Annotated in this window: 19 protein-coding genes and 3 tRNA genes; 9 read left to right on the forward strand and 13 right to left on the reverse strand. The window is 67.6% G+C overall.

Annotation, left to right across the window (positions count from 1 at the left end):
- Positions 1–38: 38 nt before the first annotated feature.
- A complete protein-coding gene (locus ABD793_RS19630; protein ID WP_344861951.1) occupies positions 39–458 on the reverse strand; it encodes a hypothetical protein in 420 nt (139 codons plus the stop codon).
- Between the two features lie 435 nt (positions 459–893).
- Between ABD793_RS19630 and ABD793_RS19635 the strand changes: the two genes are divergently transcribed.
- The 4 genes from ABD793_RS19635 (at position 894) to ABD793_RS19650 (ending at position 1,743) form a co-directional block, all read left to right on the forward strand.
- On the forward strand, positions 894–1,145 hold the full coding sequence (locus tag ABD793_RS19635; protein ID WP_344861953.1) for a hypothetical protein: 252 nt from the start codon (positions 894–896) through the stop codon (positions 1,143–1,145).
- Between the two features lie 331 nt (positions 1,146–1,476).
- A tRNA-Glu gene (locus ABD793_RS19640) sits at positions 1,477–1,549 on the forward strand.
- A 15-nt stretch (positions 1,550–1,564) separates the two neighbouring features.
- Positions 1,565–1,638: transfer RNA gene (locus ABD793_RS19645), tRNA-Asp, on the forward strand.
- 31 nt (positions 1,639–1,669) lie between these two features.
- Positions 1,670–1,743, forward strand: a tRNA-Phe gene (locus tag ABD793_RS19650).
- 67 nt (positions 1,744–1,810) lie between these two features.
- Here ABD793_RS19650 and ABD793_RS19655 read toward each other — a convergent pair.
- The 9 genes from ABD793_RS19655 to ABD793_RS19695 form a co-directional block, all read right to left on the reverse strand.
- The gene (locus ABD793_RS19655; RefSeq protein ID WP_344861955.1) at positions 1,811–3,190 is read right to left on the reverse strand and encodes a tyrosine-type recombinase/integrase; all 1,380 of its coding nucleotides are present in this window, start codon (positions 3,188–3,190) and stop codon (positions 1,811–1,813) included.
- A 21-nt stretch (positions 3,191–3,211) separates the two neighbouring features.
- Positions 3,212–3,415, reverse strand: coding sequence for a helix-turn-helix domain-containing protein (locus ABD793_RS19660; RefSeq protein ID WP_344861957.1), 204 nt, complete (start codon positions 3,413–3,415; stop codon positions 3,212–3,214).
- 26 nt (positions 3,416–3,441) lie between these two features.
- Complete coding sequence (locus ABD793_RS19665; protein ID WP_344861959.1) at positions 3,442–3,711, reverse strand: MerR family transcriptional regulator; 270 nt, start codon at positions 3,709–3,711, stop codon at positions 3,442–3,444.
- 852 nt (positions 3,712–4,563) lie between these two features.
- Entirely contained in the window at positions 4,564–4,902 is a 339-nt protein-coding gene (locus ABD793_RS19670; protein WP_344861961.1) for a hypothetical protein, read from the reverse strand.
- Positions 4,903–5,336: 434 nt separating this feature from the next.
- On the reverse strand, positions 5,337–6,746 hold the full coding sequence (locus tag ABD793_RS19675) for a DUF3987 domain-containing protein (RefSeq protein WP_344861964.1): 1,410 nt from the start codon (positions 6,744–6,746) through the stop codon (positions 5,337–5,339).
- Between the two features lie 103 nt (positions 6,747–6,849).
- Positions 6,850–7,197, reverse strand: a complete 348-nt coding sequence (locus ABD793_RS19680; protein ID WP_344861966.1) for a hypothetical protein — start codon at positions 7,195–7,197, stop codon at positions 6,850–6,852.
- A 110-nt stretch (positions 7,198–7,307) separates the two neighbouring features.
- On the reverse strand, positions 7,308–7,691 hold the full coding sequence (locus tag ABD793_RS19685) for a hypothetical protein (protein ID WP_344861968.1): 384 nt from the start codon (positions 7,689–7,691) through the stop codon (positions 7,308–7,310).
- Positions 7,691–8,140 (reverse strand): hypothetical protein, encoded by a 450-nt coding sequence (locus ABD793_RS19690; RefSeq protein ID WP_344861970.1) that lies wholly within the window; start codon positions 8,138–8,140, stop codon positions 7,691–7,693. The genes ABD793_RS19685 and ABD793_RS19690 overlap by 1 nt, the downstream gene beginning before the upstream one ends.
- Complete coding sequence (locus tag ABD793_RS19695; RefSeq protein ID WP_344861972.1) at positions 8,137–8,382, reverse strand: helix-turn-helix domain-containing protein; 246 nt, start codon at positions 8,380–8,382, stop codon at positions 8,137–8,139. Before ABD793_RS19695 ends, ABD793_RS19690 begins: the two co-directional genes overlap by 4 nt.
- Before the next feature lie 172 nt (positions 8,383–8,554).
- On the opposite strand from ABD793_RS19695, the gene ABD793_RS19700 reads away from it, so the two are divergent.
- Entirely contained in the window at positions 8,555–8,905 is a 351-nt protein-coding gene (locus ABD793_RS19700) for a GntR family transcriptional regulator (RefSeq protein WP_344861973.1), read from the forward strand.
- Here the strand turns inward: ABD793_RS19700 and ABD793_RS19705 are convergent.
- Positions 8,902–9,102, reverse strand: a complete 201-nt coding sequence (locus ABD793_RS19705; protein ID WP_344861975.1) for a hypothetical protein — start codon at positions 9,100–9,102, stop codon at positions 8,902–8,904. The two genes, ABD793_RS19700 and ABD793_RS19705, sit on opposite strands and share 4 nt — an antisense overlap.
- Before the next feature lie 175 nt (positions 9,103–9,277).
- On the opposite strand from ABD793_RS19705, the gene ABD793_RS19710 reads away from it, so the two are divergent.
- Positions 9,278–10,672: an NsdA family TPR-like regulatory protein gene (locus tag ABD793_RS19710; RefSeq protein ID WP_344861977.1), complete on the forward strand. Its 1,395-nt coding sequence runs from the start codon at positions 9,278–9,280 to the stop codon at positions 10,670–10,672.
- A gap of 8 nt (positions 10,673–10,680) precedes the next feature.
- Here ABD793_RS19710 and ABD793_RS19715 read toward each other — a convergent pair whose 3' ends face one another.
- A complete protein-coding gene (locus ABD793_RS19715; protein ID WP_344861979.1) occupies positions 10,681–11,583 on the reverse strand; it encodes a phosphotransferase in 903 nt (300 codons plus the stop codon).
- Positions 11,584–12,544: 961 nt separating this feature from the next.
- Here ABD793_RS19715 and ABD793_RS19720 point away from each other — a divergent pair.
- Genes ABD793_RS19720 through ABD793_RS19730 form a run of 3 tightly spaced genes read left to right on the forward strand, consistent with a single transcriptional unit; the run spans position 12,545 to position 15,239 of the window.
- Complete coding sequence (locus ABD793_RS19720) at positions 12,545–13,429, forward strand: CPBP family intramembrane glutamic endopeptidase (protein ID WP_344861981.1); 885 nt, start codon at positions 12,545–12,547, stop codon at positions 13,427–13,429.
- Positions 13,426–14,583 carry a sensor histidine kinase gene (locus ABD793_RS19725; protein ID WP_344861983.1) on the forward strand — a complete coding sequence of 386 codons (1,158 nt, stop codon included), beginning with the start codon at positions 13,426–13,428 and terminating at the stop codon, positions 14,581–14,583. The genes ABD793_RS19720 and ABD793_RS19725 overlap by 4 nt, the downstream gene beginning before the upstream one ends.
- A complete protein-coding gene (locus ABD793_RS19730) occupies positions 14,580–15,239 on the forward strand; it encodes a response regulator (RefSeq protein WP_344861985.1) in 660 nt (219 codons plus the stop codon). Before ABD793_RS19725 ends, ABD793_RS19730 begins: the two co-directional genes overlap by 4 nt.
- Before the next feature lie 28 nt (positions 15,240–15,267).
- Here ABD793_RS19730 and ABD793_RS19735 read toward each other — a convergent pair whose 3' ends face one another.
- Positions 15,268–16,461, reverse strand: a complete 1,194-nt coding sequence (locus ABD793_RS19735; protein ID WP_344861987.1) for a hypothetical protein — start codon at positions 16,459–16,461, stop codon at positions 15,268–15,270.
- Positions 16,462–16,537: the final 76 nt, after the last annotated feature.

The raw sequence follows: 16,537 nt of genomic DNA on the forward strand, positions 1-16,537 counted from the left end.
CGTCGGGGGAAGCCGGGGGTTTTCGTTCGGGGGATCGGTCAGCGGCCGACCAGGGGCTGGTCGAACGTGTCCGGGGGGAAGGTCAGTTCCTGGGTGTGTGCGTCGGACTCGCGGCGGTCCTGGGCCGAGGCGGCCTGGCCCTCCCACGAGAGGCGTTCCAGCAGCCACTCCTGCGCGAGGGCCTGCGGGGACAGGTCGCGCTCGTTCGCGAGGTCCTTGAGCTGCTGGCTCGCGATCAGGTTCAGGCGCAGCTGGTAAACCTGCGCCTCGCCGAAGCGGCCGCCGGTCCCGGTGCTCTCCGGGTCGGCGTCCGGGGCGAGTGCGGCGAGGTAGCTGGTGAGCTCTTTGTCCTCGACGATCTCGTCTTCGGGAGTCCTGGCGACGGTGCGGTGCCGTCCGGTCGAGACGGCCTTGAGGTTCGTACGGCTGCTCAGGCGGCCTAGGGAGGGTAGGGGCACGCAGACACGATAACGGTTCGGTCTCGGCAAACAAACCACTGTGAGCCACAACACAGCTATTTCGCTGCCCGTTAAGCCTATTCGATCACCTGATCAGCCCAGTACGCGAACGCATTCCACCACTATCGGTCAAGGCGAACATCCGCAGGTGGCGACGGGTGCAGAAATGGAGAGACCCCCGCGCCAGGGGGAGGAACGCGGGGGTCGGAGGGGATCTCCACAGGCGCTGACCGGGGGTGTGTCAGCGCCTCCGATTCTTGCACGAGTTGCGGGGTTCGGCGAGGGGGAGCGAAGAAAATCCGTTGTGCCGGGGTAGCCGGGAATACCGAGGCGAAGCTGCGGAGAGTGGCCCCAGGTTCACTCTCCGGGGGGCTGCCGGTCCGGCTTGCCGCTGATTAACCTCGCGCCCAGTTGTTGCGAACCGGTGGAGGAGCCATGAGCGGATCGGTCGAAGTTCGTCAGTTCCTCCTTCGGTACGAAGGTGCCGACGGAGGAAGTACATCGCTGTCCGGCGGAGTGCCGGCGCAACGTGGCTCGTCGGACGGCCAGCGCGTCTCCGACGACCAGGTGCGGCGCGCCCGTCTGGCAGTCGCGCACGGAGCACTGGACGCCGAGGACTGTGCCAACCTGCTGGACATGCTGGGCCTGTCCCAGGACGACGACGGGCAGGCGCCGGTCCAGCGTTGACCGCGCCGGCCGTAGTCGGTCCGAGCTGTGCGCCTCGGCGTCCGCGGTCGCCGAGGCGGGTTCCCTGGGGCAGGACGGACGGCTGGGTCGGGAGTGGGACTGGCCGTGCCGGGTCGACGTCGTTGGTCGCTCCGGCCGTCGGTGCCGTCCGGTGCCGTTTTGGCCGACGCCGGGTTGCCGGGACTTCGCGGAGATCGTTGTCGCAGGTCCGGGACGTGCGGGAGAGTTAAGGAACCCCCGGTGTGTGGCGGGGTGGACGTGCCCTATGCTGGTAATCGCTCCCAGGGGAACCCTGAGAGCGCGGTCGGCCGGTTAGCCGAAACCTGACCGGGCTCCCATCGTTCAGTGGCCTAGGACTCCGCCCTTTCAAGGCGGCAACGCGGGTTCGAATCCCGTTGGGAGTACGCAGTACCAAGTTTGGCCCTGTGGCGCAGTTGGTTAGCGCGTCGCCCTGTCACGGCGAAGGTCGCGGGTTCGAGTCCCGTCAGGGTCGCAAGATCGTTCGGCTCCTTGCCGGCGTTCCCGGCCAGGTAGCTCAGTTGGTACGAGCGTCCGCCTGAAAAGCGGAAGGTCGCCGGTTCGACCCCGGCCCTGGCCACAGCCATCTACCTGCGAAAACAGGCCCCGCCAACCCCCGGCGGGGCCTGTTTCGTTCGTGCTCCGTCTCAGTCTCCGTCTCGATTGCCCTTCTTGCGGCCCTTCTGTTTCTTGCCCTTGCCCTTGCGCTCGGGCTTCCACAAGTACGCGTTCAGCTGGTCGGCGATGTCCCGCCGGAGCCCGCCGGTCATGTGCTGATACCGCTTCGCCATCGCTCCATTCGACCAGCCCATGAACTCCATCACGGCCCGCTCCGGCACCCCGAGTACCAGCAGCACGGTGGCCGCGGTGTGCCGCGCGTCGTGCAACCGGGCCTCCCGGACACCGGCCTCTTCCAACAGCGCCTTCCAGTCGTCCAGGTCCCGACGTGGGTCGAGCGGCTTCCCGGTCGGCTGAGTGAACATCCACCCGCCCTCGCACCACTCGGACCCAGCGTGCTCCCGCTCCTTGGCCTGCTGTTCCTCGTGCGTGATCAGCAGCTCGTAGAGCCGGTCCGGCAGCACGATCCCACGGCGGCCGGCCGATGACTTCACCTCGACTTCGACCAACCCGCCACCGTGACGCTGCGGACACCACCGTGCATGACTCGTGCAGTCCGGTGGGCACGGCGGTGGGCACGGCTTCCGGCGATGACGTTTGCAGTCCTCCGGACACGACTTCACTTTGTGGTACTTCGCTCCGCACTTGTGCGGGTTGTCGCAGCCGTGCTGCCAGGTCTGACGTTGCAGCTGTTTCGCGATCCGCAGCGCTCGGTTTTCCCGGTCGAGCCGTGACCACTTCAGCCCGATGGTTTCCCCTTGCCTGGTACCGAGCGCGAGGGCAAGCACGAACCGGGCACCGTTTCGCCGCGAGAGCGCGGCCACCAGAAGGCGGCCGATCTCGTTGGCCGCGAACGGCTCGATCTCCGTTTCCTCGACGCGAGGCGGCTTCGCGAGTTCCACCGGGTTCCGCACGATGTGTCCTCGACGCCACGCCTCGCCGAATGCGGTCCGCGCCGTGCGATGCACCTGATGCGCTGTCGCCGACTTGAGCCCGGCTTTGAGCATCTTCGCGTACAGCTTTTCGAAGTGCTCGGGCTCGATCTTGTCAACGCGATGGGCTCCGAGATTCGGAATGAGGTGCCTATTCACGGCGGTGCGGTACGCATTGCCCGCCTTATAGCGAACCGACGGAAGCGCGATGTTGTTGAGCCAATGCGTCAGCCATTTCTCGACCGTCCACGAGCGCCCGGCCTTTTTGACCTTGCCCGAGTCGCGCTGTTTTTCGAGCGCGCGTACGGCCTCGATAACCTCCGGTTCGGTTTTGCGTTCGACGTGGCGCCGGTCCGGCTTGCCGTCGTCGCGAATCCCCATGGTGACCCGGCCGTGCCACTTTCCGTCCTTGCCGAGGTAAATCGAGCTCGCGCCGTTCGGTGCGCGGGTGCCTTCTTCTCGCTTTTTCCGTGGCATGTCATGCCCCCTTTCGGTAGGTCAGGCTGCCGTCTGCGCAGCGGTGATCTTGGCGATGTATTCGGCGATTGCCGAAGCTGACACCCGCCGAAGACGTCCGATTCGGATGGTTTCGATGTCACCTGCCCGGATCAGGCCGTACATTGTGGTGCGGCCGATGCTGAGTCGTTGTGCGGCAGCTTCAATGGAGAAGAGCGTGTACGTATCGGAATTGGCGGCGTGCATGACTTTCACCTCCATACTCGGCGGATTCAGGCTTCGGGGAGGTTGCCGATCCAGTCGGTTAAGCGGGTGCGGGGGATTTCCCAGCCGTTGTCGGTGTGGATGGCGGGGATGGTGCCGTTTTCGGCCCACTGGCGGGTTTGTTCGGTGGAGACGCTGATGAGGTAGGCGGCTTGGGTGATGGTGTAGGTGGTGGCGTAGGGGTCGATTTCAGGTGTGGGGCCGGTGTAGGGCTGGTCCTGGCTCGGCCCGGTGTCGGCGGTGGCACGGGACGGGAAGCGGAGCGCGCGTGCGGTCATGGGTGGGTCCTTCCTGGGGTGGCCGGCCGGGTTCCGGGCTCGGTCGCTGGGTCGGCTGCCCCCTCCTGCCAGCGTTGGTGAGTGGGTTGGGTTGGGAGTGCTGGCAGGTGGGGGGTGGGCAGTGAGTGGGTTGGTGCCTGCTCGGTTGGTGGCGGTCTACGGCGCTGTTTCAGCGGTTGTGGTGGGGGTGTCCACTGATCCACTGGGCCCGGGTTTGGCCTGGTCGGGTCCAGTGGATGCGGGTAAGTGGGTGGTCAGTGGGGATCCACTGGCCGCGCGTCGATCCACTGGCGATCCACTGAGGGATCCACTGGGGGTGGCGACGTGTGCGGCGGCGTGGTCGAGCCGGGTGATGATGCGCTCGAGCCGTGCGATGGCGTGGCCGGCCCACCGGTGCAGCCGGACGGCGCTGCGGTCGGTGAGGCGGGCGGTGGTCGACGCGCGGGTCATGGGCGGAGCCTCCTTCTGGGGTTCGGGCGGTGATGGGCGGCGGGTAGCGTGGGTGGTGCGACGGCCCGTGCCCTCCTCCCTTGTGGCGCGGGCCGTTGTGCTGTCCGGGCGGGTGAGGGGCCGGGGTTAGGGACTGCTGGCGCGGGTTAGTTCCGTAACCCGTCGGGTTAGGTGCCGGATCTGGGTGTTGACCTGCGGGAAGTTAGGCGGGTGAGGTTCGGATCGGGGTTAGGTTGCCGGTCGTAGGTGGCCGGAACTGCGGGTCCGCGCGGGGGTCGGCCGCTGGGCTAACCCGCTGGTTACGGGCTGGATTACGGCCGCCGAGGCGGATTACGTTCGTCATTCGGCGGGTTACGGCCCGGTTCTGGCCGCTGACCTGCGGAAAATTACGGAAGTACGGGATTACGGCGCCGCCGGATCGGGCCGCGGGACCCTCGGATTGCGGGGTCCGGGGTAGTGCGCGGCGCTGTAATCCGGGCGGTGGCCGGGGCGTGCCCGGCCGCGCCGGCGGGTGTGCGGGATGGCCTCGCCCCACCGGTCTCCGTGCCGTGGCCGGGCGGTGCGGGGCCGGGGTGGGGTGCCCAGTTGGCCGTCCACGGCGGTCATGACCTGGCCGACGAGGTGGGCGAGGGCGAGGAACGGGAGCCGGGTCAGGTGCAGCCCGGTGAAGACCAGGATGAGGCTGGCGAAGCGCAGCAGCGCGGCCGTGCCGTAGCGGTCGAGAACGTCGGTGGCGGTCATCGTGGGCTGCCTTCCTGCCGTTGGGTGTCGGTTGTGCCGGGGTGAGTTGCGGGTGAGTTGAGGGGTGAGTTCGCCGGTGGGCGGGTGAGTTGACGCACTCGCGGGTGAGTTGGGTTTTCAGGGCTGTGACCTGCGGAAGTGAGTTCGGGTGAGCTGGGTGAGGCGGGTGAGTCGGGGTCCTGGGGGTGCTCGAAACCCCCGGTTTTGGGGGTGTCGCGCGGCCCGGTCCGAGCTCACTCGGGGTCCGGTGGTGGTCTCGGGTGTGCTCTGCGGGTGTGCGCGGTAAGCGCGGTAGCGCGGTATGTGCTGTGACCTGCGGTTTTGTGGTGGGGGTTTCCGGACTTACCGCGCGCCCTGCGCGGTAAGTCCGGGAAGTCGGTGGGTGTTTGTGCTGGTCAGCGAGTTACCGCGCTACCGCGCTTACCGCGCAGGGGTCAGGACGCGCGCGGTATCTCCACGGCGGTCACCACCTCTGTCGGTCGGCCCTTGCCGGGCCGTTTGCCGACCGCGACCTGACCGGAGTCGATCAGGTCGGCCAGCACCTTGCGGGCCTCTTCGGTGGCGCGTTTGTGCTTGTGGCAGTAGTCCTCCCGGATCTCGTTGCGGGTGCGCCCGTCGACCCCGGCGGCCGCGATCCACGCGAGCAGCTTCGCGGCGGCCTGGTCGTCGGTGAGGGCGGTGCGGGCAGAGGCGATGGAGTAGCGGACCAATGCGGCGGCGGGTAGCAGGTGGCGGGTGTCGATCGCGTCGGCCAGGTCGAGCGCCGCGTGGATGGCGGCGATGCGCAGGCAGTAGGGGGCGGCGCGGGAGATGAACTGCTCGACTTCGGGCCGGTCGCCGGTGTCGGTGCCGAACTCGACGTAGAGCTGCCGCCACAGCGCGTCTCCGGCCGTGGTGAACCCGATCGAGTCCAGCTCCCCGGCCGCGTCGAGGCGTTCGGCCAGTTCGGCACCGAGGCCTTTCACGATCGCGTCCGGTGCGCCCTGTCCGCCGGGCAGGAATCGGGTGCGGGACACCATGAGCGGCAGGAACCGGTTGTAGGTGCCGCCTGCCATGTCCGAGCGGGACACCTTGGACCGGAACTCGTCCGGGGTGATGTGCCCGAGGATCCCGATGTGCGACTCGGGCGCGATCCGCGCCGTGACGGCCATGGTGGACAGGTCCCCGCCCTCCCACGCCGCGCGCAGCGTCGCGGACAGGCTGTTGCCCTCGCGTTTCATGCGTTCCATCACCCCGGCCCACTCGGCCTCGAACACCACCAGTCGCCGGTCCCCGGCCGGGAGCCGACCGCCCCGCCGGCGCGGCTTCGCGGGCGTGTCCCCGTCGTCGGGGGCCTCGTCGGGGTCGTCGGTGAACATCGCGGCCAGGCCTTCGCCGGAGGTCAGTCCGGAGCGGACGTTGGCGACCATGAAGTCGGGTGCGGCGGCGGTGGCGAGGCGTTTCGCGCTGGACCAGCCCGCGCCCTTGCGCCCGGAGTTGGTCCGCCCGATCACCAGCGGCCAGACCAGCAGCGGGTGGAAGTCGTCCCCGGCCCGCACGTGCGGGCCCTGCCCGAGGTGGACCCCGCACAGACACAGCAGGGACGCGAGCACGTTCACCGGGTCGCCTTCGGTGTAGTCGGCCACCGCGTGGACCAGGCCGCCGAGGTAGCAGTCGAACACGACCGGGTCCAGGGCCGGGAGGGCGGAGCGGGCGCGGCTGATCTCGGCGACCGTGGCCGCTTCGGCGGCGGCCGGGTCCGTCCCGGCCGGGGTCGTGGTACTGGGCGCGGTCGTGGTGCTGGGCTGGGTGGGCGCAGCGGTGACGGCGCGCAGGCGGCGCCCGGAGGCGTCTGGGGTGTTCACGGTGCAACCTCCCGGGTCGTGCTGGGCAGTGCGGTGCGGCGTGGACTCCTGCTGGTCCCGAGGGGTGTCGGGACCGGTCCGGTCCAGCTCGGGTCCATCGGACTCAGGCCCCGGTCCGGGGCCGGGGGACCGGGGCCGGGCACCCGTCCGGGTCCACGTCGGCGTGGACCGGGAACGGGACGGGAACCGTGTCGGTCCCGTCGCAACGGGCCTGGGCGACGGTCTCCGCGAGCGCGGCGCGTCCTTCCGGGTCGGTGGGTTCGTAGAGGGCGATACCGAGGAACTCGGCACGGCCAGTGGCCGGGTCGACGTCGAACACCGGCACGTAGAAGCGGGTGCCGTCGGTGACGATCAGCGACAGGTCTTCGCGCAGCTCGCCGCGCGGCGTGGGCAGCGGGACGGGCGGGATGTGCCCGGTGCGGCGGTAGGGGTCACGAGGTGCGGATGCCATCGGAATGCCTCCAGGGCTGATGAAGGGCACAGAGATGCCCGGGACAGGACTCACGGGGAAGGCCGGAACGCCGGAAACTGCGGTGGCCGGCCGGGGGGGTGGGACTGGGGTCAGGTCCGGTCGCGGTGGGCTTTGCGGCACAGTTCGTGTGCGGCTTTGCGGCACCGGGCCGGGTTGGCCGCGGGCGGAAGCCCGTCGCGCTCGTTGCCCTCGCGCCACCGGGCCGCCAGCGCGGCCAGCGGGCCGCGTCCGCATACCCGCACACCCCGGGCGGCCATGTCCGCCGCGTCATGGGCCAGCAGCCCGTACCGGCCGATCTCCTCACCGCTGAGCGCGAGCGCGCACGCGACCTCGTCCACGGTCAGCACCCACGGCCCGGCCGCATCGGCCGGCCACAGCCCCAGCCGATCCACCGACGTGCCATCCGCGGCGACGATCGGATCGGCCGGAGCCACCCGGTGCCCGTGCACGCACGTGACAAACCCGGTGCTCATCACGCCTCCCGCGCGGTGCGCGGGGTGGGGACCTGCCGCGCGGTGCGGGCCCGGCGGGCACGGCGAGCGGTGTTCTGCGCGGCGATCAGGCGCCTCACCACCGGCCGGACCAGGTCGGCGCGCTCCGCGTCCCAGCTACCCGGGGCCGCGTCGGCCAGGGCCAGGCGAGCGTCTTCGATGCCGTCACCGCCGATGCCGAACAACATCTCCGCGAGCAGCCGCCGCACGTAGGCCTCATCGGCCAGCGTGTCGAGCACAGCGTCACGGCCATCACCGTTGGTGGCCGCCCACAGCACCACGGTCAGGTCCTCCACTGACACCGGCACCGCGAGCGCGAACGTCATCACCGCCGGGGAATCGTTGCCCTGCCGGTGCGACGCTACGAACTCGGTGTCCAACCCGCCGACCTGGGCATACCCGGTCTCCTGCTGTGCCTGCACCATGATCACGCCACCTCCGCCGCATCGTCACCAGTCACGTCATCAGCGGCCGGGCTGTACGCAGCCTCAGCACAGGTGTTGAGCCAGGTGTTCACCGACGCGCCCGGGATGCGCAGGGCGCCCTTACCGGTGCCGATCTTCAGCGCGTCCAGCTGGCCGGACTCGATCGCCCGGTACACCGTCGACCGGTGCACATCCAGCAGCTCCGCCAGCTCCTTGACCCGGAACATCCGGCTATCCTCAACCCGCATCGTTGCTCCCGAAGTTTCGATGTAGGCCCCGGCCGGTGTGCCAGCACCGCCGGGGCCGCTTGCGTTCTGTGCGACATAGGAGACGTTAGAGACATAGCTATACATAGGCAAGTCAGGCATGTCTGTTACCACCTGAATGGCCTAACTTGGCTGCCTGCGTAGACTGCCGGGCGTGGATGCCTTCGACCCGGATAACCCCCGCGCCGCATACCAGCTGGTCGCAGACGCTATTGAGTCTCGCGTTGCCGACGGGACCTACCCGGTGGGCGCCAAACTCCCGCCGCACCAGGAGATCGCCGACGAGTTCGAGGTGTCGGTCGGCACGGTCAAAACCGCGTACAAGCGACTGCAGAACGCGAAGGTGATCATCACTCGGCAGGGGATGGGCACCTTCGTGCGGCAACCGACCGGAGAGTCCTCCGAGTCCCGCCCGGCCCGCAACCTCGATGAGGCATTTGCGCTGATCGAGGAACTTCGAGTACGCCTCAGTGCGGTCGAGCACCAGTTGCGCAAACACGACTAGTTTCCGAGGCCGCGAAAGAAGGTCACGAGACCGTCGATCGTGTCGGCGGCGACGCTCCCGACGCCCTGGGCCCACGACGCTGCGTCGCTCGGGTACTTCACCACCAGCACCAGCACGGCAAGTGCCAGCGCTCCAACGATCACCTTCGAGAGCAAACCGCTGCCAGACTTCAAGCCTGGGAACTGTTGCTTCGCCATGTGCCTCTCCCGCCTCTTCGATGTGCCCTCGTCCGAGTGGTCCACTCGGGTTGCTGGCGTTGCTCATGGCTCTAGAAAAGCGGCCGGATGGGGGAGCACGGCAGTGCGCACGGAGTGAGCATGGGAGCACAAGGGGGAGCACGGCTGTGCTTGACTGGCGTGGAGGGAGGAAGCGATGGGCGACACAGGGAGGCAGCCAAACCGCCGTTTAGCTGCCGTTATGGACGAGGCGGGCGTCAGCAACAAGGGACTCGCGCGGCGCATGATGGACGCGACCGCTGGTACGCCGGAGCCCGTGCGGGCCGATCACAACGACGTGCGCAAGTGGCTCGATGGCATGGTGCCCCGCGCGCCAAAACCGCAGGTCATTGCCGAAGTCCTCGGGCGCAAACTTGGCCGGCGGATCGGGCTCGACGATATCGGCTTTGAGCAGATTGACCCCTCTGGCGACGACTCGTTGGTCACCGAGGGACTTGCGTACCAGGCCGAATCTGCGCGAGCTGTTGACCTGCTGCGACAGCTCACCGATGCCGACCAGATGGATCGGCAACAGGTTGTAGAGGCGACTTGGCGCCCTGACGCGGCGCCGCAGATCATCACCGGCTACATGTTCGCGGCACCAGTGCTGATCGATCCTCAGTTTGACGAGCCGCTGCGGGGTTCAACAGCTGCTGCTCGGATCCGGAAGACCGCCGGGAACTTCATGGAGATGGACTTCGAGTTCGGAGGCGGTCACACGCGGCGCATGCTGATCGAGTACTTCCGTGACCAGGTTGTGCCGCTGCTGCGCCGCCACCATCCCGAGCCCATCCGGCGCGAAGTATTCGGCGCGGCAGCCGAGGTTGCCCAGCTACTCGGTTGGACCGCGTACGACGTTGGTCGGCACGGCGTTGCCATGCGGTATTTCACGCAAGGGCTGCGTCTCGCGCGGGAGGCGGAAGACGACATGCTCGGCGCGAGGATGTTTTCCAGCCTTTCGCACCAAGCAAACTACTTGGGACGATTCACCGATGCTGTGAACTATGCGCGGGCAGCACAGAGTGCCACAATCGGTCGAGCGACCTCTACCGTGTCAGCGATGTTTCTGGCGCACGAAGCGCGTGCGCTTGCAAGTCTTGGTGACAAAAGTGGTACTGGACGTGCGCTGAGTCAGGCGGAAAAACTGTTCGGTACGCGGGACCCTGACCAGGACCCGGAGTGGGTAAAGTACTTTGACGCATTCGAGCTGGCGGGGGAGGCCTCGCATTGCTTTCGCGATCTCGGCGACTGGCGGCAAACAAAGGTTTTTACTGAGCAGGCGATTGACCCTGCGTCAACTCCGCCTCGAACGCGTGCTTTCATTCAGATGGTGTCTGCCGCTGGCTCGCTTTCTTCTGGTGATCTGGAGGAAGCGGTCACTCTGGCATCGCATGCAGTAGAGCTGGCTGATGGCCTGCAGTCCGCCAGGTACATTCGCTACCTGACGGACTTCCACGGCGCCCTTGCAAAAGCAGCACCGGAGCATCAGCTTGCGCACGGGTTCGGCGAACTCTTGCACAGGCAATATCCGGCTCTCAAGCGTTCGGTCTAGTCCGGGTGTTACATCGGGCTCCACTTCGCTGAAGTGGAGCGATATCGGATCTTCTCCATGCGAGTCTCGAACTCGGATGCGATCTTCTGTGATTGAGAGATGTTCTGCATTACCCACGTTGTCATCTTTATTTCGTGGGTGGCCTGGAGGGTTGCAAATCCAGACCAATCCCGAATGTCGAAGCCGTATGCTTCGCTGAAGCTCGCGTACTGCTCTGCGTTCCACCATCCGGCCGTGAGATATTCAGTCGCAGTCATCGACAAGTCCCACTCGGGCTGCCCCCATGCGACGTTCTCAAAGTCGATTAGGATCGGATTGCCGTTCTCCATCATGAGATTTTTAATGTGAGCGTCTCCGTGGATTACTGTACTTTCGAGAGGGTAATTTAACTGGGAGATATCCTCGCGCAATTCTGTACAGCGTTCTAGGAGAAACTCCTTATCGCGGGATGGAATTTCTGCCGAGTTGACTCGGCGATTAACCCGGGCGAGTACATCGAGTGCGGGGATTGAAAAGGCCTCCGGATGAGGCAGTCTGTGGAAGGCAAGCAAGACACGGCCCAAAGAGGAAACGTCTTCAGGCATGGCGGGTTGGCCGGGGATAAGCTCCCAGAACGTTACCGGGTGCTCGCCCACAGCTATGGGTTGATCGGTCGGTTTTGCGACACGACCGGCCGCGAAGTTCTCCGTGGCCAGCCACCGGGCCACGGAGACCTCCTTTACTGCGGTCTCCCAGTGGCTCATGTTGCGGGCGATCCGCACCACGACCGGCGCGGATCGAAGCCTGAACAGCGCGTTCTCGCCGAGCCGCATCAGTGATGCGCCCGCCGGATCGAGGCCGGCCGCGCGACAAGCTGCCACCAGGACGCGGCGCGTCGACTCGGGCGTAAACGACACCGTGGCGTGGGTCATCAAACCTCCTGTCGTGATGGCTGGAATCAGCCTAAAGGCCGTGCTGACGAGAGAGCTGGTCGGTCGTATGCAGTCCGACCCCCCGGACTTACCGCGCGCCCTGCGCGGTAAGTCCGGGAAGTCGATGGGTGTTTGTGCTGGTCGGAGAGTTACCGCGCTACCGCGCTTACCGCGCAGGGGGTCAGGACGCGCGCGGTACCTGGACGCAGCGTGGCCATATGGGAACGGAGCGCAGTTAAGTGCCCGAGCCCCCGACGCGCCCGGCCGAAGTCGCCCGGTGGCCGTACCGGCCTCCCGGCTGCTACGCCAGCGCTTGGCGCGGGGATTCTGGGTCGCCCGTCTCGTTCTCCGTCTCAGTCCACGTCCGTTCATGCTGCTGCCCATGTCGCAAGTACTGCACTGACCAGGCGTTTTAGTCGCTGGCGAACCCCGCCGTACGGTCGTGCCGAGAACTGAAAAGCGGAAGGTCGCCGGTTCGACCCCGGCCCTGGCCACCGCATCTACCTGCGAGAACAGCCCCCACCCGATTCGGGTGGGGGCTGTTCTCGCAGGGATGGCGGCTCAGTCTCGCGTCCGCGATCAGTCCGTCCCGGATCCCGGTGGGCTGTTTCGTACTCGAGGGGGCCAGGTAGGTGCCCGGTGCGCGTCTCGTTCGAGGGGCCCGAGAAGGTGTCCGGTCCGCGTCCCGTTCGAGGGGGCCGAAAAGGTGCCCGGTGCGCGTCCCGTTCGAGGGGCCCCGGTAGGTGCCCGGTACCCGTCTCGCCGCGGGCGGCCGGACGTTCTCGTCGAGTCCCGGACAACGGCTGGGCTGAACCGCGTGGTCAGCCGCCTTCCGCTGGGGTTGTCCCCCGTGCGAGCTACCCGCAAGTGTCCACTGCCTGGTGACGATTTCGGCTGGTCGGAGCCGTAATTTTCAGTTCAGCCGCGGCGCACCGGCCGCGGATCCGACTGAGGAGTCTTGATGAAGCTCGTGAAGCTGGTCCTGCGGCTGGTCTCGCAGTTCGCGGCCGCGCTGGCGGTTCAGTTCGTCGGCGGCCAGGGGATGACCGCAGCACAGGACAACCCGGCGCTCATGGTCGCCGCCGGCGTGCTGACCGCCGTGCTCGGGGTGTTCGTCTACCGGTTGCTGGTCGGACGGATGGAGCGCCGCCAGGTCACCGAGCTGTCCGCGAAGGGCGCGCTGCCCGGTCTCGTCGGGGGGACGCTGGGCGGCCTCGCCATCTTCGGGCTCGTCATCGTGGACATCGCCTGCAACGGCGGCTACCAGGTGCACGGACTGGGCACGATCCCCGGCGCGGTGGGGCTGTTCGGCTTCATGGCCGCTGCCGCGGCGACCGAGGAACTGATGTACCGCGGGGTGCTGTTCCGGATCATCGAGGAACGCACCGGTACGTGGATCTCGTTGGTCGTGACCGGTCTCGTGTTCGGCATGTCGCACCTGCTCAACCCGGACGCCGACCTGTGGGGCGCGCTCGCCGTCGCCATCGAAGCGGGCGGCATGCTCACCGCCGCGTACGTCGCGACCCGCAAGCTGTGGGTCCCGATCGGCCTGCACTTCGGCTGGAACTTCGCCGCAGGCGGCATCTTCAGCACGCAGGTTTCCGGCAACGGCACCTCGCAGGGCCTGCTGAACGCCACGACGTCCGGCCCGGACTACCTCACCGGCGGTGCCTTCGGCCCGGAGGGCAGCGTGATCTCGGTGGGCTTCTGCGTGGTGGCGACGATCGCCTTCATGTGGGTGGCGTACCGGCGCGGCAACGTCAAGCCCATCCCGCGTCGTCGCCAGTCGGACGCCGACCAGCAGGTCGCGGCCGAGTCCGACGTTCTGACTAAGCTTTCCCGGTGATCGATCACCGGCGGGTGCTGCAGACCTGGCGCCGGTTGGACGTCGTGATCAGGGACCTCCCGCTCGGGCTGGTCCTCCTGATCGCGACGTTACTTCCGTTCTTCGACAGCCACGGGACTCAGGTCGGCAGCCTGCCCAACCGCCCCTACGACGCACTGGCCGGTGTCGTGGTCGCCCTCGAGTGCCTCCCGCTCGCGGTGCGTCGCCGGTGGCCGCTGATCTGCCTGTTCCTGGTCTCGGCCGGGTTCGCCGTCGACCAGCTCCGCGGCTACCACACGTTGTCCGGCACCGCGATTGCCCTCGCGCTGCTGAGCGCGGGAGCGCATCTGGAATGGCGCCGCCGGCTCACCGCGGTCCTGCTCACCGTCGCCTATGTGCCGTTCGCGATCGTGCTCTACCGGCTCGGTGCGGGCGGGGAGCCGGTGATCGAGTTCGTGACGTTCTACGCGGCGATGTTCCTGCCGTGGGGAGCCGGATCGTGGTTGCGCTCCACCCGTGCGCTGGAAGCCGAACGACGCAGGCGGGTCGCGGAGGACACCCGCACCGCGGAACGCACCCGGATCGCCAGGGAACTGCACGACGTCGTGACCCACCACGTGACGGCGATGGTCGTGCAGACCGAGGCCGCCAGGTATCTGACCGCCGCACCGGAACGGCTCGACCAGGCCCTGGGCGCGGTCACCGACACCGGCAGGAGGGCCATCACCGACCTGCGGCACCTGCTCGAACTGCTTAACCCGGACCACGGCATCGAGGTCAGCACGGCCTCACCGGGTAAGCTCCGTACGCTCGTCGAGCAGACCCAGCAGGCAGGCCAGCCGGTGGAGTTCATCGAGGCAGGTACGCCCGCCGAGTCGAGTGGCAGTGCCGACCTGGTGGCCTACCGGGTCGTGCAGGAAGCTCTGACGAACGCGCTCAAGTACGCGCACGGCAGCCGCACGTCGGTCGAGGTGCACCACCGCGAAAGGGAGATCACCGTGCAGGTGAGCACGGACGGTTCCGGATCCTCGTTCGCTTCCCCCGGTGGCAGCGGTCGGGGGCTGAACGGACTCCGGGAACGGGTCGATGTGCTCGGCGGCGAGTTCAGCGCCGGCCCGGCGAACGGCGACGGATTCGTGGTGCGGGCCAGGATCCCCACCGGGAGCCGCTCGTGACCGCGCCGGTCCGGGTACTGGTCTGCGACGACCAGATGCTGATCCGCACCGGGCTGGTGACGATCATCGACGCGCAGCCGGACATGGAGGTGGTCGGCGAGTGCGGCGACGGGCAGGCCGCGGTCGAGCTCGCCGCCAAGGTGACACCGGACGTCGTGGTGATGGACGTGCGGATGCCGGTGCTCGACGGGATCGGGGCCACCCGGCTGCTCGCCGGGGCCGCGGTGGAGGAACCGGTCAAGGTGCTCGTGCTGACCACGTTCAACCTCGACGAGTACGTCTACGAGGCACTGCGTGCCGGAGCGAGCGGGTTTCTGCTCAAGGACGCGCCGCCGACCCAGCTGCTGCACGGCATCCGGACCGTCGCCACCGGGGCGGCATTGCTGGATCCGGAGGTGACGCGCCAGCTGGTGGGCCGGTACGCCGCGCGGATCCGGCCCACCGAGGAGACGCCGGGGGACCTTCCGCTCACGCCGCGGGAGCTGGAGGTCCTGCGGTTGATCGCGGACGGGCAGTCCAACAGCGAGATCGCCGGCACGCTGTCGATCAGCCAGGAGACGGTGAAGACCTTCGTGTCACGGATCCTGACCAAGCTCGGCCTGCGGGACCGGGTACAGGCGGTCGTCTACGCCTATCGGCACGGTCTGGTGACCTGATCCGCCCGGCGTCCGGAGCGGGCGTGCCTCAGCCGCTGTAGCCCGCTTGGCCGACCGCGAACACGTTGCGGTTGCCGGTTCCCTCCTGCAACGACCACAGCAGATCCGGGTTGGTCCCGTCCTCCCAGTACGAGATGCTCTCGCCGCTGCTCACCCACGGGTAGGTCTTCGAGCCGCCGTCCGGGGTCCAGTAGTAGAGCTGCTTGTCACCGGAGGAGTTGAACCACCACCGGCCGTTGTGCGAAGCAACGCCGTTGAGCTTGTACCAGGGCAGCTGGAGTGCCTGGCTGGCCGTGGTGGAGTCGGCGAACGTCGTCGACGACGGGGCGAACGGGTAGCGGATCGCCCGCGGCGCGCGGTTCGGGTAGTCGGTGCAGCCGGACTTGCAGGTGTACTCCGTCATGACCATCGATTTGCTCGCCCGGTCGAGCGAGATCGAGGACCAGGCGAGATTCGTGCCCGAGGTGGTCTTCGAACTGATGGTGCCGACCTGCGGCAGGACGTAAGCGTAGTTGTGCGCGTAGTACACGGTCGGCGACTGCCTGCCGATCTGTCCGGCGTCGCCGCCGGGGTCAGTCTTCAGGATCTTGCGCATGTCGAAGACCCGCATGCCACCGCCGGTATCGGCGACGTAGAGGTTGTCGCCGTACCAGGAGACGCCGCCGGCGTGGATCGGGACGTCCTTGAAGTCCGGCGCGGAAGTGCTGCCGGTCGGCTCGACGAGCAGGATCTTGCGGTACTTGTCCGGGTAGGTGGCGTCCCAGTCGACCAGGGTGAGCCGGCTGCGCTGCTGCTTGCCGTCGCAGGAACCCTTGGTGTACCAGCTGATGAGCACGAGCTGGTGGCCGTCGTAGTTGCCGCCGTCCGCGGTGCCCACTGCGTCGCGGCTGGTGGTGATGCCCTGTGGATAGCTCTTGCAGTCCTTGTTGTCCGCGTCGTCGAACTGGAAACCGCCGGTGAGCCCGGCCAACGAGAAGGACGAGGGCAGTGCTCGCCTGCTGTGGTTCGCGTTGTCCATGACCGTGTGCACGGCCGCGGTACCGAGGGTCGAGACGAGTGCCGAGTTGAGGGCGTCGAACTTGTGGTAGTCCGCGCTGAGTGTGTACTGGTCGGCCGGCAGGGTGGTCGGCCCGGCCGCCGCGGAGGCCGGTACGGAACCGGCGAGCAGCAGGCCGGTGGCGAGAATTGCCCCGGCGACGGTGGTGACACGATGCGACCGCATAAAATCTCCCCCTAGCGTTCGGTCAGCTTTGTCAACGCTAGGACTACCGAGGGTGGTTCGCAACGCCTTCGGGGCA

This window comes from Amycolatopsis ultiminotia (assembly GCF_039536925.1).
In the GTDB taxonomy this organism is placed as follows: domain Bacteria; phylum Actinomycetota; class Actinomycetes; order Mycobacteriales; family Pseudonocardiaceae; genus Amycolatopsis; species Amycolatopsis ultiminotia.

Excerpts from the sequence above, each read along its gene's own strand:
- ABD793_RS19660 (WP_344861957.1), bottom strand. The coding sequence starts at position 3,415 with ATGCACGCCGCCAATTCCGATACGTACACGCTCTTCTCCATTGAAGCT.
- ABD793_RS19735 (WP_344861987.1), bottom strand. The coding sequence starts at position 16,461 with ATGCGGTCGCATCGTGTCACCACCGTCGCCGGGGCAATTCTCGCCACC.
- ABD793_RS19680 (WP_344861966.1), bottom strand. The coding sequence starts at position 7,197 with ATGGCATCCGCACCTCGTGACCCCTACCGCCGCACCGGGCACATCCCG.
- ABD793_RS19705 (WP_344861975.1), bottom strand. The coding sequence starts at position 9,102 with ATGGCGAAGCAACAGTTCCCAGGCTTGAAGTCTGGCAGCGGTTTGCTC.
- ABD793_RS19710 (WP_344861977.1), top strand. The coding sequence starts at position 9,278 with ATGGGCGACACAGGGAGGCAGCCAAACCGCCGTTTAGCTGCCGTTATG.
- ABD793_RS19685 (WP_344861968.1), bottom strand. The coding sequence starts at position 7,691 with ATGAGCACCGGGTTTGTCACGTGCGTGCACGGGCACCGGGTGGCTCCG.
- ABD793_RS19715 (WP_344861979.1), bottom strand. The coding sequence starts at position 11,583 with ATGACCCACGCCACGGTGTCGTTTACGCCCGAGTCGACGCGCCGCGTC.
- ABD793_RS19655 (WP_344861955.1), bottom strand. The coding sequence starts at position 3,190 with ATGCCACGGAAAAAGCGAGAAGAAGGCACCCGCGCACCGAACGGCGCG.
- ABD793_RS19635 (WP_344861953.1), top strand. The coding sequence starts at position 894 with ATGAGCGGATCGGTCGAAGTTCGTCAGTTCCTCCTTCGGTACGAAGGT.
- ABD793_RS19720 (WP_344861981.1), top strand. The coding sequence starts at position 12,545 with ATGAAGCTCGTGAAGCTGGTCCTGCGGCTGGTCTCGCAGTTCGCGGCC.
- ABD793_RS19670 (WP_344861961.1), bottom strand. The coding sequence starts at position 4,902 with ATGACCGCCACCGACGTTCTCGACCGCTACGGCACGGCCGCGCTGCTG.
- ABD793_RS19695 (WP_344861972.1), bottom strand. The coding sequence starts at position 8,382 with ATGCGGGTTGAGGATAGCCGGATGTTCCGGGTCAAGGAGCTGGCGGAG.
- ABD793_RS19665 (WP_344861959.1), bottom strand. The coding sequence starts at position 3,711 with ATGACCGCACGCGCGCTCCGCTTCCCGTCCCGTGCCACCGCCGACACC.